Origin of the sequence: Rothia sp. HMSC062F03 (genome assembly GCF_001836905.1) — a bacterium.
GTDB lineage: Bacteria > Actinomycetota > Actinomycetes > Actinomycetales > Micrococcaceae > Rothia > Rothia mucilaginosa_A.
In genome coordinates, this window is sequence record NZ_KV830882.1 from 81,324 (window position 1) to 103,323 (window position 22,000).

At 63.9% G+C, this 22,000-nt stretch carries 17 protein-coding genes and 2 tRNA genes; 2 read left to right on the forward strand and 17 right to left on the reverse strand.

Features of this window, described 5'->3' with window-relative positions:
• Positions 1-222: 222 nt before the first annotated feature.
• The 7 genes from dxr to rpsB form a co-directional block, all read right to left on the reverse strand.
• A complete protein-coding gene (gene dxr, locus HMPREF2674_RS04670; RefSeq protein ID WP_070824952.1) occupies positions 223-1,548 on the reverse strand; it encodes a 1-deoxy-D-xylulose-5-phosphate reductoisomerase in 1,326 nt (441 codons plus the stop codon).
• A 141-nt stretch (positions 1,549-1,689) separates the two neighbouring features.
• Positions 1,690-2,277: a DivIVA domain-containing protein gene (locus HMPREF2674_RS04675; protein ID WP_049346806.1), complete on the reverse strand. Its 588-nt coding sequence runs from the start codon at positions 2,275-2,277 to the stop codon at positions 1,690-1,692.
• Between the two features lie 227 nt (positions 2,278-2,504).
• Positions 2,505-3,350 carry a phosphatidate cytidylyltransferase gene (locus HMPREF2674_RS04680; protein WP_049344361.1) on the reverse strand — a complete coding sequence of 282 codons (846 nt, stop codon included), beginning with the start codon at positions 3,348-3,350 and terminating at the stop codon, positions 2,505-2,507.
• Positions 3,351-3,429: 79 nt separating this feature from the next.
• Positions 3,430-3,987: a ribosome recycling factor gene (frr, locus tag HMPREF2674_RS04685; protein WP_049332817.1), complete on the reverse strand. Its 558-nt coding sequence runs from the start codon at positions 3,985-3,987 to the stop codon at positions 3,430-3,432.
• 265 nt (positions 3,988-4,252) lie between these two features.
• Entirely contained in the window at positions 4,253-4,996 is a 744-nt protein-coding gene (gene pyrH / locus HMPREF2674_RS04690) for a UMP kinase (RefSeq protein ID WP_049332819.1), read from the reverse strand.
• Between the two features lie 187 nt (positions 4,997-5,183).
• On the reverse strand, positions 5,184-6,014 hold the full coding sequence (gene tsf, locus HMPREF2674_RS04695; protein WP_049332821.1) for a translation elongation factor Ts: 831 nt from the start codon (positions 6,012-6,014) through the stop codon (positions 5,184-5,186).
• A gap of 150 nt (positions 6,015-6,164) precedes the next feature.
• A complete protein-coding gene (gene rpsB / locus HMPREF2674_RS04700) occupies positions 6,165-6,962 on the reverse strand; it encodes a 30S ribosomal protein S2 (protein WP_049332822.1) in 798 nt (265 codons plus the stop codon).
• Positions 6,963-7,486: 524 nt separating this feature from the next.
• Between rpsB and HMPREF2674_RS04705 the strand changes: the two genes are divergently transcribed.
• Entirely contained in the window at positions 7,487-8,089 is a 603-nt protein-coding gene (locus HMPREF2674_RS04705) for a M23 family metallopeptidase (protein WP_084824432.1), read from the forward strand.
• Between the two features lie 182 nt (positions 8,090-8,271).
• Here HMPREF2674_RS04705 and HMPREF2674_RS04710 read toward each other — a convergent pair whose 3' ends face one another.
• The 10 genes from HMPREF2674_RS04710 to HMPREF2674_RS04755 form a co-directional block, all read right to left on the reverse strand.
• On the reverse strand, positions 8,272-10,554 hold the full coding sequence (locus HMPREF2674_RS04710) for a flagellar motor protein (RefSeq protein WP_070824953.1): 2,283 nt from the start codon (positions 10,552-10,554) through the stop codon (positions 8,272-8,274).
• Positions 10,555-10,564: 10 nt separating this feature from the next.
• Entirely contained in the window at positions 10,565-11,497 is a 933-nt protein-coding gene (locus HMPREF2674_RS04715; protein ID WP_049344357.1) for a hypothetical protein, read from the reverse strand.
• Positions 11,498-11,761: 264 nt separating this feature from the next.
• Positions 11,762-11,835 (reverse strand) — tRNA-Ile (locus HMPREF2674_RS04720).
• A gap of 179 nt (positions 11,836-12,014) precedes the next feature.
• A complete protein-coding gene (locus HMPREF2674_RS04725) occupies positions 12,015-13,220 on the reverse strand; it encodes a glycosyltransferase (protein WP_070824954.1) in 1,206 nt (401 codons plus the stop codon).
• A gap of 327 nt (positions 13,221-13,547) precedes the next feature.
• Positions 13,548-14,420, reverse strand: a complete 873-nt coding sequence (locus tag HMPREF2674_RS04730; protein ID WP_070824955.1) for a phage holin family protein — start codon at positions 14,418-14,420, stop codon at positions 13,548-13,550.
• A 438-nt stretch (positions 14,421-14,858) separates the two neighbouring features.
• Positions 14,859-14,931: transfer RNA gene (locus tag HMPREF2674_RS04735), tRNA-Asn, on the reverse strand.
• 217 nt (positions 14,932-15,148) lie between these two features.
• The gene (gene dnaG, locus HMPREF2674_RS04740; protein ID WP_070824956.1) at positions 15,149-17,260 is read right to left on the reverse strand and encodes a DNA primase; all 2,112 of its coding nucleotides are present in this window, start codon (positions 17,258-17,260) and stop codon (positions 15,149-15,151) included.
• Between the two features lie 92 nt (positions 17,261-17,352).
• Complete coding sequence (gene dusB / locus HMPREF2674_RS04745; protein ID WP_049332838.1) at positions 17,353-18,519, reverse strand: tRNA dihydrouridine synthase DusB; 1,167 nt, start codon at positions 18,517-18,519, stop codon at positions 17,353-17,355.
• 254 nt (positions 18,520-18,773) lie between these two features.
• A complete protein-coding gene (locus HMPREF2674_RS04750; protein ID WP_070824957.1) occupies positions 18,774-19,751 on the reverse strand; it encodes a GNAT family N-acetyltransferase in 978 nt (325 codons plus the stop codon).
• Between the two features lie 215 nt (positions 19,752-19,966).
• On the reverse strand, positions 19,967-21,346 hold the full coding sequence (locus tag HMPREF2674_RS04755; protein ID WP_070824958.1) for a glycine--tRNA ligase: 1,380 nt from the start codon (positions 21,344-21,346) through the stop codon (positions 19,967-19,969).
• Between the two features lie 233 nt (positions 21,347-21,579).
• On the opposite strand from HMPREF2674_RS04755, the gene HMPREF2674_RS04760 reads away from it, so the two are divergent.
• Positions 21,580-21,795 (forward strand): RNA-binding S4 domain-containing protein, encoded by a 216-nt coding sequence (locus HMPREF2674_RS04760; protein WP_005508828.1) that lies wholly within the window; start codon positions 21,580-21,582, stop codon positions 21,793-21,795.
• Positions 21,796-22,000 lie beyond the last annotated feature (205 nt).

Below are 22,000 nucleotides of genomic sequence, written 5' to 3' on the forward strand. Positions count from 1 at the left end.
CCTGCGTAGGCGCGGAGGAAACATGCGGCGTGCCATCCCAACCAGCGAGGCGAGGACGAACACCGCCCCTCCACACGCCCAAGCACTGCTAGGGCGAGCCGGTGCACCTTCCGGCAGCGACATCAGGGTACCCTCTCGGGTGCTCTCCGCAGCGAAGCCAGGACGAACACCAGCCCCTCCACGCCGCATCCCATAGAAATGCGAATACCGCCCCAGAACCGGTTAGTTGCCGGTCATGCCCAGCAGCTCATTCGCGCGAACGCGAGCCCAACGCTCCGCGTTCAGCACCGCCTCCAGCGTCAGGTCAGCGTCGGAGACAGCCTCGGCGCTGCCGGTGTGCTCCTCCAGCACGCGTGCCACCGAATCGACAATGTCGGTAAAGCGAATCGCGCCCGCGTGGAATGCCGCCACGGCTTCCTCATTGGCGGCGTTGAACACTGCCGGGTGGGTGCCGCCAATCTTGCCGGCTTCCTTGATCATGCGCACGGCGGGGAATGCTTCCTCGTCCAGCGGCTCAAAAGTCCAGGATGCAGCCTTCGACCAGTCGCATGCGGGCACCGCGCCGGGGATGCGGTGCGGCCAGGTCAGACCCAGCGCGATGGGCAGAACCATGCTCGGCGGGGACGCCTGCGCAATGGTCGAGCCGTCCACGAACTGCACCATGGAGTGCACGATGGACTGCGGGTGAACCGCCACGTCGATACGGTCCAGGTCCACGCCGAACAGGTGGTGTGCCTCAAGCACTTCGAGTGCCTTGTTGACCATGGTTGCCGAGTTGGTGGTGACGACCAGGCCCATGTCCCAGGTGGGGTGTGCGAGCGCCTGCGCGGGGGTCACGTCGTGCAGCTGTTCACGCTTGTAGCCGCGGAACGGGCCACCCGATGCGGTGAGGATGAGTCGGTCGATTTCTGCGTCGGTTCCGGAGGCGAGCGCCTGGGCGATGGCGGAGTGTTCGGAGTCGACGGGCACCATGGGAATATCCAGGGGCGAGGCGTCCACGGCGGCGCGTACGAGCGGGCCGCCTGCGATGAGGGATTCCTTGTTGGCGAGCGCCACGCGGTAGCCACTGTTGAGGGCGGTGAGGGTCGGTTCCAGGCCGATGGAGCCGGTGATGCCGTTCAGGACGGTGTCTGCCGGGTGCACTGCCGCCTGTACGGATGCTTCGGGGCCGTGGGCGATCTGCGGGGTGTAGCCGGTGACGCCGGCTTCGGAGGCTGCCGCCTCGATGAGTTCGCGCAGGCGCTGCGCGTCTTCGGCGGTGCCGCTGGTGGCGACCAGCTCGGCGCGCACGTGCACGGCCTGGCGGGCGAGCAGCTCGAGGGAGCGGGAACCCGCCGAGAGGGCGACGACCTTCAGCGGTGCGTCGGCTGCGGAGGCGCTGGTGCCCTTGAGCGCGGCGAGGTGGTCGATGACCTCCATGGCTTGGGTGCCGATGGAGCCGGTCGAGCCGAGGAGGGTGACGCGCTGCGGTGCGCGGGTGAGTTCTGTGAGGGCGTCGGTGAGGCGGTCGCGGCTGCCGCCGACGCATTCTGAGGATCCAAACTTCATGGTTCTAGTGTCTCACGAGCTCGCGGCTTCGCTGCGGCACGCTGACTCGCCTCCGCATAGACCCTTCCGCGTAGAAGAGATCTCAGCATAGAAGAATCCCCCGCCCTGTCGTCCGGGGCGGGGGATTCTACACATCATGTTTTAGAGCAGGTCCTGCAGTAGCTCGATGCAGCGGTCCAAGAAGGCGTCCACCTGCGCCTCGTCGTAGCTGACGGTGCCCGATGCCGGGCGGAACATCGCGTGGCGCACGACCGAGGGGTCGAGGGGCTCTTCGCTGTTGAGCTGGGCGTAAACGTGGTCGCAGACGGCGTCCACATCGCCAACGAAGTAGCCCATGTAGCGGCGCTTGCTGGGGCGGCGGAAACGCTCACCGGCGGGACGCTCCAGGCGGCCGGCGAGCAGCTCACCGGTCTCCACGAGGGAGCGTTCCCAGTTGTCCAGGCCGTACGCCTCGATGTAGCGGCTGCGCTCGAGCTTGGCGAAGCGCTCCTCAATCTTTTCGAGGGCGCGATCAACCACGTCGAGCTTGTAGCCGCCGGGCTCCTCGCGGAAGATGACCTGACGAATCCGTCGGGAGGTGTAGAGATCTTCGGGGAGCTCGGCTGCTCCGCTGAGCTTTTCGTAGTCCTCGGCGAGGCGGGTGAAGAGGCGGTCTACTTCGCTGCGCTTGTAGCCGGGTTCGGTTTCTCCGGCGCGGGCAAATCCGCCTCCGCGGGTGGTGCTGGCCAAGGTGACTCCTCTCAACGATTGAGCTTTAAGAATACCAACGTCGAGGCCGCATCGTGCAAGAACCTGCGGGTCATGTCTCAGATGCACACCGCGCATCCGCCGCCGCGCGCGCCAACGCCTACCCAGACCGCCCGGATGCGCAGGACCCGGTACGAGCCTTCCGACACGCAAAGCGGGGTGCCCCTCCCCCGCTGTGGGAGAGAAACACCCCGCTAAACGTCACGCCCTTAGAGGGGCATCACGAAGGCGAAGATGAGGCAGCCGGCGGCGGCCGCGAACAGAACCGAGTCGAGGCGGTCCATCATGCCGCCGTGGCCGGGTAGGATATTCGACATGTCCTTCACGCCCATGCGGCGCTTGAAGACGGATTCCACCAGGTCGCCGGCGGTGGAGGCAATCACCATCACCGCGGCGAAGGGAATACCCCAGAACCAGGGCGAACCCATCACGGCAAAAGCGATGGAAGCGACCAGGGCCGAGCCGACGAAGGAACCGGTCAGGCCCTCCCAGCTCTTCTTCGGCGAAATTCGCGGCGCCATGGGGTGCTTGCCCCAGTTCACGCCGGCGATGTAGCCGAAGGTGTCGTTGCTGATGGCCATGAGCAGGATCATGAGGATTCCCTGCACGCCGTGCTCGCTCCGGAAGTACACCATCGCGGTACCCAGCATGAGGGGAATCCACAGCACGGCCAGCAGGCCGCCGGCCCAGGACCTCAGCGGCGACACCCTGCGGTCGGCCCGAGGAGCATACGAAGCCAGCAGAAGCAGCAGCAGGGTCACGCCCACCGCAAGCCACAGCCCGCCGAATCCCGCGGCGTAACCGCAGGCCACCGACACCGTTGAGAGGATCCCCAGCGGGACGGCGGGGATGCCGTAGCCGCGGCGGGTGTTGAGGACCGTAGTCACTTCCCAGACGCCTATCCCGGCGGCCACGGCGGCAAAGGCCACCAGGACCGGCTGGATGAAAAGGCCCAGCACCAGGACGAGGCCGAAGCTCACACCCACGCCAATGGCGGCGGGTAGGTTGCGGCCTGCCTTGGAGGCGGGCTTAGCGTTCTCAGACGTAGTGTTCATTCTCTGTCCCCGGTTGGCGGGGCAGAGCGGCGTGCGCTACTGTCCCTTCCTTCGCTTCGTTGCGTGTCGTGATGAGGATTTAGACCTCGAGGAGCTCGGCTTCCTTGTGCTTGTACAGAGCGTCGATCTGCTCGACGTGCTTCTTGGTCAGAGCGTCCAGGTCCTTCTCGGCGCGTGCGCCCTCGTCCTCACCAATCTCGCTGTCCTTGACGAGCTTGTCGATGGAGGTCTTGGCGTGGCGGCGCACGTTACGGATCGAGATGCGTGCCTCCTCAGCCTTCTGGTTGACGAGCTTGGTGTACTCCTTGCGGCGCTCGGCGGTCATTTCGGGCATGACCACGCGGATTGCGGCGCCGTCGTTGCTGGGGTTAACGCCCAGGTCGGAGTCGCGCAGTGCCTTCTCGATGGCGGCCAGGGCGGTCACGTCGAAGGGAACAATCTTGACGGTGCGTGCGTCTTCAACGTTGAAGGACACCAGCTGCTGCAGAGGGGTGGGAGCGCCGTAGTACTCGGCGGTCAGGCCGCTGAAGATGGCGGGGTTCACGCGGCCGGTGCGGACCTTTGCGAACTCGGTCTTGGTTGCTTCGATGGTCTTTTCCATCTTCTCGCCGGCTTCGGCAAGGATTTCTTCGATCACGGAAGGATCTCCTTAGTCGTAATTCTGGTGTGCAGAATTGTCGGTGGGGCGCGTTCCTCACCCTCCCGTTTCTCTGCCGCACGCACTCCGGGGCGTCAGACCCCAAATATGCGGAGGAGGCATGAACACGTACGAAAGATGGTGAACGCCGTGGTTTCTATCAGTTTAGACGGTACCGGCGGGCAGGGCGAGTTAGGCTCTACCCGCTCGGTACCGTGACGTTATTGCGCGCCCGAAAGCGCGGTTCGGCGGGCCGGATGCGCCCCTAGCGGGTGACGAGGGTACCCATCTTCTCGCCCAGGATTGCGCGGGTCACGTTGCCCTCGCCCTGCATGCCGAACACGCGCATCGTCACGTTGTTGTCGCGGCACAGGGAGAACGCGGTCTGGTCCAGCACGCGGATGTTGCGCTGCATTGCCTCGTCGTAGGTGAGGTTGTACAGGCGCTCAGCGTTGGGGTCCTTGTTGGGGTCAGCAGTGTAGATGCCGTCCACACCGTTCTTGGCGACCAGCACCTCGTCGGCGTGGATTTCCAGGGCGCGCTGGGCGGCCACGGTGTCGGTGGAGAAGTAGGGCAGACCCGCACCGGCACCGAAAATCACGACGCGGTCCTTCTGCATGTGGCGGATGGCGCGGCGAGGAATGTAGGTCTCTGCAACCTGCGGCATGGTGATGGCGGACTGAACGCGGGTGTCAATGCCCTCCTGCTCCAGGAAGTCCTGCAGGGCCAGGGAGTTCATGACGGTGCCGAGCATGCCCATGTAGTCCGCGCGGGAGCGGTCCATACCGGCCTGCGAGAGCTCTGCGCCACGGAAGAAGTTGCCGCCGCCGATCACGATGGAGGTCTCGACCTCGCCGACGGTTGCGGCGATCTGCTTGGCGATGCTGCGAACCACCTCGGTAGAGATGCCAACTTCACCGCCGCCAAAAACCTCACCGGAGAGCTTGAGCAGCACGCGGCGGCGGCCGGTATCATCACGGTGCATCGGGCGGGGATTCGCTTCAGTCATGGTTCCTCCAGTGGCTTTTATTCGAAGAGTTATGTGGGCGGGTTTAGGCCGCCCGGTCCCTATCAAGGATACAGCAAAGCCGGGTAGCCACCACTGGTGACTACCCGGCTCAACGCTATAATCCAAACCTCAGTTTTCGCCCCTTATCGAAGCGAATCGGTTTAGACGCAGAACGTGCGGTCGTTCCTTATGCACCCACGCGGAAACGTGCGAATGCGGTTGCGGTTGCGCCAGCCTCGGACAGGACCTGTGCAACAGACTTCTTGGAGTCCTTTGCGAAGTCCTGATCCAGCAGGGTGTTCTCCTTGAAGAAGCCCTTCAGGCGACCCTCAACGATCTTGTCCAGAATCTTCTCGGGCTTGCCCTCAGCGATTGCGGTCTCGCGAGCAACGCGCTTCTCGGTCTCAACCTGATCGGCGGGGATGGACTCGGAGTCCAGGTACTTGGGGCTCATTGCAGCAATGTGGACTGCAACGTCGTGTGCAATCTCGTCGGTGTTCTCACCGGAGACAGCCAGCAGAACGCCAACCTGTGCGGGCAGGTCCTTGGAGGTCTTGTGCAGGTACACTGCAACGTTCTCGCCCTCAACGCGTGCAATGCGGCGGACAACGATCTTCTCGCCCAGCAGTGCGCCGGCGTCGGTGGTCAGCTCCTCAACGGTCTTGCCCTCGTAGGTTGCAGCCTTCAGCTCTTCCAGGGTGGAAGCGTCTGCGGCAATAGCGGCCTCGAGCACGTTCTGGCCGAAAGCGATGAAGGGGTCGGACTTTGCCACGAAGTCGGTCTCGGAGTTGACCTCAACCATGTAGCCAACGCCGTTCTCGACGCGTGCAGCCACCAGGCCCTCAGCGGTTGCGCGGCCCTCGCGCTTGGTGATGCCCTTCAGACCCTTAACGCGGATGATCTCGGCAGCCTTCTGCTGGTCGCCGTTTGCCTCGTCCAGAGCCTTCTTGACGTCGAGCATACCTGCGCCGGTCTTCTCGCGCAGTGCCTTGATGTCTGCTGCGGTGTAGTTCGCCATTGTGAACTCCTTGTGTTGCTGTAATAATCGGGAAATTTCCCGGTGGTACTATGGCGGACGGCGCCGCGCCCAGGTCAGGGCGGGCGCCGTCCGAACGTGGTCCCCACGGGCGGGGGCCACAAAGCATAAAGCTTAGTGGGCTAAGAAAGCTTACTTAGCTGCCTCTTCAGCCTTTGCAGCCTCGTGCTGCTCCAGGAGCTCGCGCTCCCAAGCTGCCATGGGCTCCTCAGCTGCTTCGGTCTTGCCGTTCTTCTTAGCGTTGCGCTCGATCAGGCCGGCTGCAACAGCGTCAGCAATCACGCGGGTCAGCAGGTTGACGGAGCGGATAGCGTCGTCGTTACCGGGGATCGGGAAAGCAACTTCGTCGGGGTCGCAGTTGGTGTCGAGGATAGCAACAACGGGGATGCCCAGCTTCTGAGCCTCGTTAACTGCCAGGTGCTCCTTCTTGGTGTCAACGACCCACAGGAGGGAGGGAACCTTGGTCAGGTTGCGGATACCGCCGAGGGTCTTCTCGAGCTTCTCGAACTCGCGACGCATCAGGAGCAGTTCCTTCTTGGTGTAGCGAGAGCCTGCCACATCGTCGAAGTCAATCTGCTCGAGTTCCTTCATGCGCTCGATGCTCTTGGAGATGGTGCTGAAGTTGGTCAGCATACCACCGAGCCAGCGGTGGTTCACGTAGGGCATGTTCACGCGGGTTGCCTGCTCAGCGATAACTTCCTGAGCCTGCTTCTTGGTGCCGACGAACAGGATGTTGCCACCGTGTGCGACGGTCGACTTAACAGCCTCGTATGCCTTGTCGATGAAGGCGAGGGACTGCTGCAGGTCGATGATGTAGATGCCGTTGCGCTCGGTCAGGATGAAGCGCTTCATCTTGGGGTTCCAACGGCGGGTCTGGTGACCGAAGTGAACGCCGGAGTCCAGCATTTCACGCATAGTTACGACGGGCATGTCGTCTCCTTTGTGGTGCCGCGCGGACCTCCCATTCGGGCTAGCCCAACGCGCGCATAGTAGTTATCAGTTTCTCCTGGCGGCGATTAGCGTTCACGGTTGCCCGTTCAGCTCAGGCCCTAACCACCCGGATGGGTGGACCGAAGGTCCCTTATCGGCCCCCTTTTCTAGGGGCGCCGCTCACGCCGCGCGTCGTCAGTGATGCCCCACGGGCTCCCCTCGAGGGAGAGAATATCCGCGCAGGCGCACTGCAATACGAAATTGTACCGTATTTTTTGCGATTAATCCGCAAGAAGAGGCTTAACGCCCTTCCCGGCCGTTCCGCTGTGTTGAGCGGCACTGTGGATCAAGGATTTTCTACCGAAACCGGCGGGTTTATCCACATTTCTCGACGCGGTGTGGCGGCTCCATCGGATACATGATGAGCTCAATCTATGAAGACCGCGTTGAAAACCCTAGAGCGAGCGCTACGATGCCTTGCCCTCCTGGCCTGCTGCCTGCTGGGGGCGGGCAGCCAGAGCTATATGAACGAAACGGGGGCTGAGGTAGCCGAGGCTGTTGCCGCCTCGGTAACAGAAGCGCCGGGCCCCCACGCTGCGGGCAGTGCAGGTCCACACGCCGTTGAGCTCGTCGCCGGCCGCACACGCTACCGCTCCCCCACCGCGGACTCCGCTCCGCGGGTTATCCATCCCTTCGAGAAACCCGCCCAGCGCTGGAGCGCCGGGCACCGCGGGGTGGATCTGGCCGTGCCCGACCGCGACCGGCACGTCTACGCGCCGGCGCCGGGAAGAGTGGTGTTCAGCGGTACGGTCGTCAACCGAAAAGTGCTGGTCATTGCCCATCCGGACGGTCGGCGCAGCACCTTCGAGCCCATGGACGAGGCGCTCCCGGTCGGCACCGAGGTAACGGCCGGGGATGCAGTCGGCACCGTTGCCGCCCTGGAGAGCGCTGGCGAGAACGGCGAGCGCCCCTACCGGCGATGCTCCGCCCCGTGCTTGTACTGGGGCGTGCGTCAGGGAGGCGCCCGCGGGGACGGCAGCGGACGCGAGGCCGAATACGTGAACCCCATGAGCCTGCTGGGTTCGCAAGATCCCAGTATTCTGCTTCCGGTACCGGGCGGGTACTAGCCCCGGCCGCGGTGATGCTCTCTCTATCTCTCCTCTCTCTCTCCCCCCCCGGGAGTGGATGACTCCCGCAGGCTACTGGATACAGCGATGGCCCGTCGCCTCCCTTCGGGAGACAACGGGCCACAAACCTCGCACTGAACTACGCTCCCGGTGGGGAGCTGCGTCCGGAGGTTGGTCGCTACCTACTGGAGCACATCGCCGTCAGTATCGCCGAACTGAGTCGGCTGGGCGGGCTGAGCAGGCTGCTGCTGACCGTACTGCGGCTGAGCAGGCTGCTGCGGAGCATCCTGAGCGGGAGCCTGAGCGGGCATGGCAATCGTCGGGTCAGCCTCGCCCTGCGCGGGCTGGGCCGCACCGGACTGTGCTGCACCGGGCTGGGCTGCACCGGGCTGGGCTACGGTCTGGGGGCTGAAGACCTGCGTGGGCGAGTCGTCCCCGGCAGCGTAAGCGGCACCCTGCTGCGGCTGGTAGCCTCCCTGTGCCGGGTAGGCCGCCTGCTGCTGGTATGCATCCTGAGCCGGAGCACCCTGAGCAGGAGCGGCGTAACCCTGAGCGGCGCCATAGGCTGCGCCAGCAGCACCGGCCGCGGCGGGAGCGGTCGCAGCGTAAGCGGCGGCAGTTGCCTCACGACGCTCACGGCCCTTCGCGCGGGCGGCCGCAATCTTCTTGCGGAAGAGGAACAGCAGAATCAGGCCGGCCAGAACCAGAGCCAGGATAATGCCGTTCACGATCAGGTCGGTCATGCTCAGGCCGGAAGCCGGAATCTGCAGGTCGCGAGTCGCGAACACGCCGCGATCGCTCTTCATGCTCAGCTCGCCGCCGTTGACGGTGAACTCAATGCCCGCCTCCACGTATCGGGGGTTCGCGGTGCGCACCTTCTGCTGATCCAGCGAGGAGAAGGCCGGGGCCTTGAAGGTGAACTCGAAGGGTACCTGGTAGTAGCTACTACCCATCTTCGAAGCCGGGTTGACCTCGGGGCGCACCGTGTAGTCGGAGCCGAAGGGGTGGTAACCGCCCTCGCGAGTCACGGTGATCTTCGAGCCGTTCAGGTAGGAGCCCAGACGCTGGTTGAACTCGTCCTGGTCCTTGCCACGAATCTTCACGCTCACGATGGTGGAGTCGCCGTCCTGACGAACCTCGGTCTCGTCATCGCCGCCACCGGCCAGGGAGTCCTTGAGCTTCTGCTCAGCACCGGCGATGTCGCTCGTGGGGAAGGAGTAGAGGATGCGTGCCTCCATCGAGCCGTCCAGACCCAGGGAGGTCGCCATCTTCACGTTCTTCATCGTCACGGTCTTCGAAGAGACGAGGGTGAAGGTGGGCATCGTCTTATTCGAGGTGCTGGACGAAGAGCTTGAGGAGCTCGAAGAGCTGGAAGATGCACTGCTGTAGCTGTCACCATCGCTGTTCTTCAGCGAGAGGGCAACGCCGTAGCCCTCCGGGGAGCACAGCAGGGAGCAGTCCAGGGTGCCGGAGACGGTCTTCTCAACCTTGAAGACGTGGGATTCCTCGGTCACGTCGCGAGTGAAGGTCAGGTCGGTGGTGCTTGCGCCGAGCACCTTCTTGATCTTATCGCTCAGGTCCTGCGAGGAGGAGGCGTGGAAGGTCATGGTGCGACCAATCTCTTCCTTGGCGGCGTTCGTCGAAGCGGAGGGAGCGTAGCTCTTTGCCTCGGAAGCGTCCAGGCCCTTCTTCAGCTCAGCACCGTCGGGCTTGACCTGGTTCAGGAATGCGTCGACCGCAGAGGAAGTCTCGGAGCTCATAATTTCCTTCGCGATGAAGGAAATCACGACATCGTAGCCGCCATCCTTCTCGGAAGCCTGAATCAGAACGCCCTTGAAGCCGCGGTCCTGCACGTCCTTAGCGGAAATAGTGGAACCGCCGGAGTTCTTCACTTCCTTATCGCCGAACTTCACGGTGGTGTCGCCGTCGCTGCTGAACACGCTGCTCTTACGCGAGGACTCAATCACACCGTCGACCACGAGGGCCTCCGGAACCCAGCCCAGCAGCTCCTTCGAGGTGAAGTTCTCCTTCACCTGGATGCCCTGCACCAGGCCCTGGCTAGAGTTGATGATGCTAATCTGCGGTTCGGTATCGGTGCCGGAAGCCTTCAGGATGCTGGCCACCTTGGAGCGGTACTCGTCAATCGACGAGAAGGGTAGGGTGAAGGTCGCGCGGGCCTTGTCGCCCTCGGACTGGATACCGCCGTACTCAAGGCCGCTAGGCAGGTGCTTGCGGAGGGAGGCGTCCAGAGCCTGGGTGCCGCCCTTGATCTTGTCCTGGTTGTCCTTGAGGTCGAAGGAAACCTGCATGGTGCGAACGCCCTTATCGGCGCTTTCGAGGCCAAGCTGGGTCTCAATCTTCGCACCGCAGGCGCTCAGAATCAGGGCCGCAATGGTCAGCAGAACGGCCAGGAGCATCCAGCGCTGGCGGGAGCCACGCTGAACGGAATAAGTCAGAGTCTGCATACGGGTTTCCTTAGTTGAGCATGCGGAAGGTAATGAAGTACACAACCATCACGGCGAGCACCCACGCGGTGCTCAGCAGCGCGTGCATGATGACCGGAGACTTAGCGAAGCGGCCCAGACGGTTCAGACCCAGGTAGATGAGTGCCTCACCCGAGAACACTGCGAAGGACATCACCAGGCCCAGCAGCACAAAGATGAACCCGAAGCCCTCGTTGCTGCTGACACCGCGCATGAAGAGAGCCACCAGGCTCAGAAGAATGTACGTGGGGATTAGGGGCAGACACGAAACCGCCACTACCTGCATCGAGGACGAGAAGTTCGCCGGAGCCTTACCGATGCGTGCGGTCAGCAGAATCTGCACGCCGCGCAGAATCAGCACCACGGCAGAAACCACGAGGAACACCAGGAAGGCAAGGAAGACCTGACCGAAGGTAATCTTGTAAGCCACCAGGGCGTAGGCATCACGCACTGCGAACTTCACGAAGCCTAGCGACAGCTGGGTGAGGAAGAACGCCGAGATAATGGCCTGCAGAAGGCTGGGGATAGCCCAACCCCACAGGCCGGAGGCGGCCAGACGGGACTGTGCGGGGCCGGGCTTGCCGGCGAAGACCTCCAGGAACGCATCCCAGCTTGCACGCAGAGCCGTCACGAAGGGGTTCGGCGCGGCGGGTGCGTAGACCGCCTGCGCGGGCTGACCGGGCTGAGCACCCGGGTAGGCCTGGCCCTGGACCGGCGGAATCGGCTGGCCGGCGGGCTGCTGAGGCTGCGCGCCCTGGGCGGGAGCACCCTGCTGAGCTGGCTGGGTGGGCTGCGCCGGCTGAGCTGCCTGCGCGGGCTGGCCCGTCAGCGAAGCATCCTGCGTGGGTCGGGCTCCAGCATCGTAGCCGTAGCCCGCTGCGGCAGAATCGCCCTGCTGCGGGTTGTGGGGAGTGTTCTCTGACATTGAGATCCTCTCGTATGGTGTGTCTGTCAATGATGCGAGCCTACCGGTATCTTCCGTACCCAAGGTGCAATCACGGTCTCTCTTTACATGAGACTCTTCCACAGTACCCTATCAACCGCAGGTGCGCTCTCCGCGCGGTCATTTATCTAAACCTAGGGCATGACTAGGGAGGTCACCTCAACGCCTACCGATACGAGCATCCTATATCTCAGACGCAGAAAGCCCCGCCCGTCGACAAGTGGGTGAAGTCGACGGACGGGGCCGTAGGGAGTGCGGGGCTCGAACCCGCGACCAAGGGATTATGAGTCCCCTGCTCTAACCGGCTGAGCTAACTCCCCATCCGGTGCAGGCATCGCCTATTATCTCGCGAGCGCACCATCATCTAGGGTACCCGAAGGCACTCCCAGAGTGAAAAACATTGCGATCCGGTCCTCGGCGCTCCGCTCCCCCGCTCGCCGACCACGACGAAGCGGGCTGGGAACGGGCCGCCCCGGGAGCCCTGAACCGTTCGGGACCGTTAGCGGCGGGAAGCCAGGTAACGCTCGTAGGGCGCGTCGCTCACGTAGAGCTCCTCGAAGGTACGCCAGGTGTTCTCTGCGCTGTGGAATCCCACGATGCGGCGAGATTCGCGGCCCATCTGCTCGCGCTCCTCAGCGGGCAGGGAGATGATTGCCTCCAGCTTCTCCGCCAGGTCCTTCGCGTTATTCGGCTCGAAGAGGTAGCCGTTGACGCCCTGCTCGACCAGGTGGGGCAGGGCCAGGGCGTTAGCGAGAACCACCGGGGTGGAGGCGCTCATTGCTTCCAGCGAGACCAGGGACTGCAGCTCTGCGGTGCCGGGCTGGCAGAAGATGTCGGCCATCTGGTAGACCTCGGGCAACTGATCGTCGGGCACGAAACCGCGGAAAATCACGCGGTCGGCCACGCCGCAGTCATGCGCCTTCTGCTCGAGGGCCTCGCGCAGCTCGCCGTCGCCGGAGATATCCAGTACCACGTGGTCGTACGAGTCGGGCAGCATCGAGAAGGCCTCGATGAGAACGTCCACGTTCTTCTCCTCGGCCAGGCGGCCCACGAAGGCGATGCGCAGCTCGCCGGGGACCTTGCCGATATCCGTGCCCTCGGCCAGCTCGTAGTCGCTAATTTCGATACCGTTCGAGACGGGCATGACGGGGTGGGTAAAGTGGCCCAGGTCGCGCATTGCATCGGCACCAATCTGGGTGGGAGTCGTGACCACGGCGGTACGAGCGAAGCAGAAGCGCATGTCCTTCCAGGTGCAGCGGTCAATCAGACGCTTGACGGGTGCGGGGAAGGGCAGGAACGGGTCCAGGTTGGCGGGCATGAAGTGGTTGGTTGCGATAACGCGGATACCGCGGCGCTTCGCCTGGAAGATGAGGGCGCGACCAATAATGTAGTGGCACTGCACGTGCACGACGTCGGGGCGCACCTCGTCAAGAATCTTGCCGACCTCGGACCAAATCTCCCAGGGCACGCAGATGCGGTTGGTCTCGTGGGTCGGGGGCAGGTGCGAGCGCAGACGGTGCTCGATGATGCCGCCCTCGACTTCGGTGCGGTAGCTGGGGCCGGGGATGGGGCTGGCGGCTACCACGTGCACGGAGTGGCCTCGCTTGAGCATGGCGTTTGCGAGGCGGTGCCCGAATTGTGCCGCGCCGTTAATATCCGGCGGGTAGGTCTCTGCGCCAATCAGAATCGTCTTTGCCTGGTCCATGACGGGGCTCCTCATCGGGTGTAGTGTGTCGGTGACTGGGTTGGGTGGCGGCTATCGCCGGAACCGTTCCTGTGTGCCGTATCTGCCTGTGGTCGCCGCGCGCGGAGGGGGCATCCTGTGGTGCACGACATTTGTCCATTCTACCGGGGACTCGCCGCGTTATCCGACCTGCGGGGCGGGTTGGCCCCTGGGAATTGCCCCAAAAAGGTAGCTACCGCCCCCGCGGAGGCAGGTTGCGGGTTTCTCGGGTACGACAACGCCCCGACGGGCGGGGCCTGTCGGGGCGTTTGTTACTCGACCGGTGGTCGCGCGTGGGCGGTAATTCGCTTAGCGGCGGACCAGGCGGTTGAGGAAGTGCAGGACGGTCGCGATGGATGCGCCCAGTGCTGCGAAGGACTTCCAGCGAGCCTGCAGAACCTCGGGCTTGCGCACGTTCTCTGCCAGGCCGCGGCCGGTTGCTGCTGCACCTGCGGCGACCTCGGAGGGCACTGCCTTGAGAGCGTCCAGAGCCTGCTGGGTGTTGGACTGAACGTCGCCGGTGTAGGACTGCAGGTCGTCGCGCAGGGCGGCCAGGTGCTGACGGCGCTCTGCGGTGCGCTGCTTGAGCTCTTCGAAGGTCGGCGGCTTGGGCTCCTCCTCGCCGCGAGCCTTGCGTTCTTCGGCTTCCTTGCGGGCGCGTTCTGCAGCCTCTTCGGCTTCCTTAGCCTTCTGAGCGGCACGCTCTGCCTGTTCCTTCTTCAGGCGCTCAGCGGACATGGCGGTGCCTTCCTTGAGCACGCCGAGGTCGAAAAGCAGACCGAAGATTGCGGATTCAGGCTTGAAGGGCAGCTGTGCCTTGACCTTCTTGAGGCCGACCAGCGCGCAGATGGCCACGACGATCAGGAAGATGAGGGCAAAAATCAGTGCCGATGCCCAGTACGGCATGACGGTGCCGAGACCGAGGATTGCGGCAGCAACCAGGGCGATGATGAGGAAGAGACCGAAGACGGCGGCAACGCCGAAGAAAGCCGCGCCCTTACCAACGGCAATGCCCTTGGTCTTCAGCTCGTGCTTTGCAATCTGGATCTCGTCCTTGACCTGGCTGGGGCCGAGGGACTTGAAGGTTTTGCCAGCGTCGATGATGTTCGCGACGCCGGACTTAATCCCGCTGATGCCAGCAAAGAACCCCTTGGGTGCCTTGGGATTAGTAGTAGTGGTCATGACCACCTCTCCGTGACTCGTGTTTGGAGGCTTCTGATTCGCACTCCACCTCCTATATTTTAGCCCCTCGCCCCAAGTGTTCGTGACCGTTTGAACGGAGGTTACGGCCATCTCTTGGGGTATTTTCGACTTTTTGAGGGGTGAGGTTCAGCCGCGAGCTGAGAAACAGGCTGTCCGCGACCTGCGCTAAGAGGGCCGGAGGCGGGTGCTCACCGGCGGCGGGAACCTGTCGGAGTTCGGCGACAGCAGCGGGCGAAAAATGGTTCGTTGCCCCCGACTGGACTCGAACCAGCGAGGCGAAGATTTTCCGAGCGCGCGAGGAACCAAAAATCTTTGCCTCGCCGAGGGCGTAAGCCCGAGGGGTTACTGGTTCGAGCCAGAGGAACAGATAAAGCAAGAACCCCCGAGACTTCGTCTCGGGGGTTCTTGCTTTATACGCTCCCCCGACTGGACTCGAACCAGTAACCCTTCGATTAACAGTCGAATGCTCTGCCAATTGAGCTACGGGGGAATATTTTGTTTTCGTTGCGCGGTTTCCCTTGCAACGAGTAATAACTATACCGGGGGTCTCGGGGCTCCGCAAGCCGAAATATGATGAAGTGCATCACATTTTGTGGTGAGGGTGTGGAATCGCCCGCAGGGCGCCCTGCGGGCCTCCGAGCCATACCTCCGCCCCGTCGCCTCCCCCATCGCGCCGCATCGGGGGGGGGCGAAGATGGCACGCGGTCTTAGGCGCGCTGGGCTGTGAGCTGACGGCGGCGCATCTCGAGCTCGAGGAGCTGCCGCTGCACGGCCTCGTACTCCTCATCGTCCGGATTGGCGCTCAGCTGCTCCAGGCGCATCATCAGGTCGGACTTCTGGCGGGCAATCTGCTGCTCGAACAGGGCGTTGAGCGCGCCGGTCACGAAGCCGGGCAGACGCTCAGCGCTGCTGACCGGTAGCGGCGAGACGGCCAGCTCCGCGATGGCGGGGTGAACCCCCTCCACCGCGCCGGAGCGAACACAGTTGATCCATTCAATACCGGGCGTGGGCGCCATGACGGTTGCGGCGTGAATAATGCCGGCGGCCACCTCTCGGTGGGTGCGGTAGCGGAACTGCACGGCGGCGAGGTTACGCCACTGCTCCACGCTGATGAGCTCGGGGTGCTGCAGGGCAATCTCCAGGGCGGCCTTTTCGAGGCGCGCGACCGGATCGTTAGGGTCGGGGGTGAGGAACTCCTCCGCGGCGGGGGCGCCCTGAGCGGCACCCGGTTCCGCGCCGTTCTGCCCGCCCTGAGCCTGCCCACCCGGAGCCTGCGCGTAGGGGGTGCCGTAGTTCGCGGCGGGAGCGGGCGGATGCGCGGCGGCGTTGTAACCCGCGTAGGCGCTCTGAACCGGGTACTCCTCGGGCGGGGGCGCGTCGTAGCCGGGGTCGTAGGGCGCATCCGCGGGGTACGGTCCGGCGGGGCCGCGCTCGGGCAGACGCTCGTAGCGGGGCGCCGCGGGGGTCTCTTCCCGGTAACTGCGCTGGGTTTTGGGGTGGTTCTGCGCGTACGCCACGGCGCGCTGAATCTCGTCCAGCTCCAGGCCGAGCTGACCCGACACCTTGCGCATATAGGCGGGGCGCAGGTCGCGGTCCTTGATACCGGCAATAATCGGGGCGATAGCGCGCATCGCCAGCACACGGCCCTCCAGGGTTGCCAAATCGTACTTGGCGAGGGTCGTGTCAATGGCGAACTCGAAGAGCGGGCGACGCGAGGCAATCAGCGAGCGCACGGCGGCGTCCCCCTTGTGCAGGCGCAGGTCGCAGGGGTCCATGCCGTCCTCGGCCACCGCCACGAAGGTCTGCGCGACGAAGCGCTGGTCCTCCTGGAACGCTGCCATGGCGGCCTTCTGGCCGGCGGCGTCACCGTCAAAGGTGAAGATGACCTCTCCGCCGGAGCCGTCGTCGGTAATCATGCGGCGCACCATCTTGATGTGCCCGGGGCCGAAGGCGGTACCGCAGGTGGCCACGGCGGTGGTGACGCCCGCCAGGTGCGCGGCCATCACGTCCGTGTAACCCTCCACGATGACGACCTGCTTCTTCTTGGTCATCTCGCGTTTGGCCAGGTCGATGCCGTAGAGCACCTGGGACTTCTTGTACAGCTGCGTCTCGGGGGTATTGAGGTACTTGGGGCCCTGGTCGTCGTCGAAGAGGCGGCGGGCACCGAAGCCGATGGTCTCCCCCGCGATGGTGCGAATCGGCCAGATGATGCGGCCGCGGAAGCGGTCGTACAGGCCGCGGTTGCCCTCGGAGAACATGCCGGTCGCCTTCAGCTCCTCGTCGGTGAAGCCCTGGGAGCGAAGGTGCTTGAGCAGGTGGTCCCAGCCGCGCGGGGCGTAGCCCACGCCGAAGTGGCGGGTGGCGGCGGGGTCGAAGCCGCGGGCACCCAGGAAGCGTTGCGCCTCCTGCGCGTCCGGCGAGTAGAGGTTGCGTTCGAAGAACTCGGCGGCAATCTTGTGCGCGTCGAGCAGGCGGCGACGCATGCCCGCCTCGTATCGTTCGCCGGGCTTACCGCCCTCATAATGCAGGGTGTAGCCAATGCGGGCGGCCAGACGCTCCACGGTCTCCACGAAGCCGGTGTGTTCCATGGCCATGACGAAGGAGTACACGTCACCGGACTCACCACAACCGAAGCAGTGGTACGAACCCACCTGCGGGCGCACGTTGAAGGAGGGCGTGCGCTCGTCGTGGAACGGGCACAGGCCCTTGTACGTGCCGATACCCGCGCTTTTGAGGCTCACGTAGCCTTCAATGATTTCGCGAATATCGGTGCGGGCACGTACTTCGTCGATGTCTTCTTTGCGGATTAATCCAGCCATGAACTCAATTCTACGGTGGTGATGCGTGAGCCCCGGGGACGACCCCGGGGCGGGTTGGCCGAGGATTTCAGTCGCGATGGTTCGGACGGGGTTTAGCCGCCCGAGATGTCGAGCTCAGCCTCCACCAGGCCCAGGCGTTCGGCGTCGCCCAGGATGCGCGAGTCAAGCCAGCCGTCGGGCAGGTGCGGCTGCTTGGGGCTGCCGGCGCGACCTCGAGAGCCCTCCACGGCGGCGCCGGGGTAGCCGATGGTGTGGTCGAGCTGGGCCAGCAGCTCGCGGAAGGTCGCTAGGTCGGGCACCTGTGCCATCTTGGCGCGTAGCTCGCCGCCGACCGGGTAGCCCTTGAAGTACCAGGCCACGTGCTTGCGGATCTCGCGCAGGCCGCGGGTCTCGTCGCTGAAGGTCTCGACCAGCAGCTCGGCGTGGCGGTAAATCATGTCGGCCACTTCCGAGAGGGTGGGGCGTACGCGCTCTGGGGAGCCCTCGAAGGCGTTCTGCAGGTCACCGAACAACCAGGGGCGGCCCTGGCAGCCGCGGCCAATCACCACGCCGTCCACGCCGGTCTGCTCAACCATGCGCACCGCATCCTCAGCGGAGAAAATATCGCCGTTGCCCAGAATCGGCACGTCGGGAATCAGTTCGCGCAGCTGGGCGATGGAATCCCAGTCGGCCTTACCCGAATAGTGCTGAGCGGCGGTGCGGCCGTGCAGGGCAATCGCCGCCACGCCGGCATCGCGCGCAATCTTGGCGGATTCGAGGAACGTGATGTGGTCGTCGTCGATGCCCTTGCGCATCTTAATGGTCAGCGGAATATCGTTGCGGGACGCCTCTTTGACCGCCGTCTGCACAATCGCGGTGAACAGGTCGGTCTTCCAGGGCAGGGCTGCGCCGCCGCCTCGGCGGGTCACCTTGGGCGCCGGGCAGCCGAAGTTCAGGTCAATGTGGTCGGCACGGTCCTCTTCAACGACCATGCGCACAGCCTTACCAACGTTGACCGCATCAACGCCGTAAATCTGAATGGAACGAATCTTCTCGTCCGGGTCGTGCTCGATGATGCGCAGGGACTCGGGCTTGCGTTCCACGAGGGCGCGCGCGGTCACCATTTCGGTCACGTACAGGCCGCCACCGTATTCGCTGCAGAGGCGGCGGAAAGCCTTATTGGTCACGCCGGCCATGGGGGCGAGGACCACGGGGGTGTCAACGGTCAGTTTGCCCAGCTTCAGGGGCGGAAGAGTCAGGCGGGGTGCTTCAGAATTCACCCCTATATTGTGGCATACGGGGGCAAATCGGGAACCGCACTCAGCTGACGGGGTACAGAGCTATCGGGGTACGGCGGCGCAGTACAGCAACACAGTACGGCGGCACGGCACAGACTTAACAATGGTGGTGAGGCGCAGGCACGCGAAAGGGGCGGGAGAGTATTCCACTCCCCCGCCCCTCTCGGCAAGAGTCAGCCGACAGGCTCAGTACCGAGAATATACTCGGGAATATACTCGGGAACCTACCCGAGAACCTACTCGGTCACGTAAATATAGGTCGGGTCGCCCTCCACCGAGGCGGTACCGGCGCGCAGCAGCACGTCGGTCACCTGAACCAGCGCCTCCATGGAGTCGTCGACCTCCACCGTCACCGGGTACTTAGCGCTCAGCAGGGACAGTACCTGCATGATGGCCTCCACGGCGCCCTCGTTCTCAAAGTCGTAGCCCAGCAGCAACTCCGTGGCGGTGTTCTCATTCACCAGCGCCGCCTCCGGGTCGGTCTCGAAGGGATGGTAGCTCACGGCGAAGGCCACGATCGGGCCCTTCTTACCCTCAGCGGCAGCCTCACGAATATGATCGCGAAGCACCACGGCACCAAAAGCACGCACCTCATCCGAGAGGAAGTAGCGGTTCACTGTGCCCATACCCACCTCAGCAGGAACATCCCACTGATGCGAACGGCGGTAGAACTCCCAGAGGGCGGCGGTTAGCTCCACCGAGCCGGTCGCCAGGTCCTCAATGGCCTGGGTCTCGTTGCCGTCGGCGTCCTCGCGCAGAGACACCGGAGGAATCGCTCCCGGCTCCACACGCACCATACGGGAACGCTGAATCAGCTTCATACCGGTCGCCTGCGCGAACTCCTCACCGTCACTAAACGGCGACAGCTTCACGCGCAGGGCGGTGGTCTGGCCGTTCGCCGCGGCCACCTCTCGCAGGGCGTTCATCAGGGCGGTGCCGATGCCCTGGCGGCGGTGGTCTGCCGCCACCTCAATGTAGGACCACAGACGCGTCGGATGCAGGGTCGAGGCCACCACCGAACCGGCGGCAATCGGCACGCCGGATGCGGTCACCACCAGGGTGCGGCTGAACGGGCCGTCCGTGTCGGGGCCAAAGAGGCCACGCTGGCGCTCCTCAACCTCATTGCGGGCAGAGTTCCAAATCTCAAGCAGGGCAAGGTCATCGCCCTCCTGCCAGGGGCGAATCTCAAATTTTTCGCTGAGGCGTTCTGCCATGTCTGTATGCTCTCCTTCACCTATACCCGTACGTGCCTGAGCCGCCGACGGGTTCCAAGCCGCGGCCCGCCCCGTCCGGCGTGACGACCCGCACTATCGCGTCTAACCAGGGTAGCCTAAATATACTGCGGCGGGTAGCCTCTTTCGCTCTCAGAGGCTACCCGCCGCAATGTAATGGTCAGCGGTTCGCGGGAATACTCCGCCGCGGGCCGGTACTAGCCGGCCAGGTGTGCAGCCAGGTAAGACTTCACCTGGTCCAGGGCCACACGCTCCTGGCTCATGGTGTCGCGTTCGCGAATGGTCACGGCCTGATCCTCGAGGGTGTCGAAGTCCACGGTGATGCAGAACGGGGTACCGATCTCATCCTGGCGGCGGTAACGGCGACCAATAGCGCCCGCCTCGTCGTAGTCCACGTTCCACAGGCCGCGCAACTCCTCGGCCAGCTTGGTTGCGGGCTCGGACAGCTCCGCCTTCTTGGACAGCGGCAGCACCGCGGCCTTGACCGGTGCCAGGCGCGGGTCGAGCTTCAGCACGACGCGCTTGTCCACGCCGCCCTTGGTGTTGGGGGCTTCGTCCTCAACGTATGCGTCGACGAGGAACGCCATCATGGAGCGGGTCAGACCGAAGGAGGGCTCAATCACGTAGGGCACGTAGCGTTCGCCGGTGGCCTGGTCGAAGTACTCAAGCTTCGCGTTAGAGTGCTCATTGTGCACGCCCAGGTCGTAGTCGGTACGGTTCGCAACGCCCATGAGCTCGCCCCACTCCGTGCCCTGGAAGCCGAAGCGGTATTCGACGTCGATGGTGCCAGCCGAGTAGTGTGCACGCTCTTCCTTGGGGACGTCGAAGCGGCGCATGTTGTCCGGGTTAATGCCCAGGTCAACGAACCAGTTCCAGCAGTCCTCAACCCACTCGTTGAAGTACTTGTCAGCCTCTTCCGGGTGCACGAAGTACTCGATTTCCATCTGCTCGAACTCACGAGTACGGAAAATAAAGTTACCGGGGGTGATCTCGTTACGGAAGGACTTACCGATCTGGCCGATACCGAACGGCGGGCGCTTGCGGGAGGCGGTGACCACGTTGTTGAAGTTCACGAAAATGCCCTGAGCGGTCTCGGGGCGCAGGAAGTGCAGGCCCTCCTCATTATCGACCGGGCCCAGGTAGGTCTTCATGAGGCCGGAGAAGTTCTGCGGCTCAGTCCACTCGCCACGAGTACCACAGTTCGGGCAAGCAATCTCTTCCATGCCCTCGGCGGGGCGGCCCTTCTTCGCCTCGAAGTTCTCCAGCAGGTGGTCCTGGCGCAGACGCTTGTGGCAGGAGAGGCACTCGACCAGCGGGTCGGTGAAGGTCGCGACGTGACCGGACGCCTCCCACACCGCGCGGGGCAGGATGACGGAGGAGTCCAGGCCGACCATGTCCGCACGGGAGCGGACGAAACGCTGCCACCACTGCTGACGGATGTTTTCCTTCAGCTCCACGCCGAGGGGACCGTAGTCCCATGCGGAGCGGGAACCGCCGTAGATTTCACCGGCCTGGAAAACAAAGCCGCGGCGCTTTGCGAGCGCAATAACGTTATCGAGGGTGGACTTTTCAGCCATAGTTACTCCTTCTGCCCCGCCACCGGCTGTGGCGTGCGTGAGTTCGGGTTGATGGGGGGCGCTACCCAGAACGGGGCGCCCGGTGTTCGCGCTCATCGGCGCAATATGCACACTTTTTGATGCAAGACACCAGGGTACCATCACCAACCCGCCCCTGGGTATGCCTACCCGGCCCACCACTCCCCCATTTTTGCCAGGCACCAGGATGCACTTGGCGGGATAAACTAGAGAGCATGGAAGAAATTTTTATTCGCGACGACATGATCCGCCTCGGCCAGTTCCTCAAGCTCGCCAACCTCGTAGAGGACGGCGCGCAGGCACGCGAGGTCATTCAGCACGGCCTGGTCAAGGTCAACGGCGACATTGAAGAAGCACGCGGCAAGCAGCTGCACCCCGGAGATACCGTGACGTTCAACGGCGTGACCGTGAAGGTCGCGCACGAGGACTAACCCGACCTCTTATTCCGTTTGAGATTGGGCGTCAGAGTAAGGCGAGTCGTGACGTGAAAGCCTGAGGGACGGCGTTCGTCCTCGTTCCTGCAGGGAACCCGCCCTCGCTTCGCTTCGGGCACCCTGATGTCACTACGGACGACACCGTCCCTCCGCGCGCACCTCACCGGAGCCGAGGGTAGCTATACCCTCCGGAAGCGACATC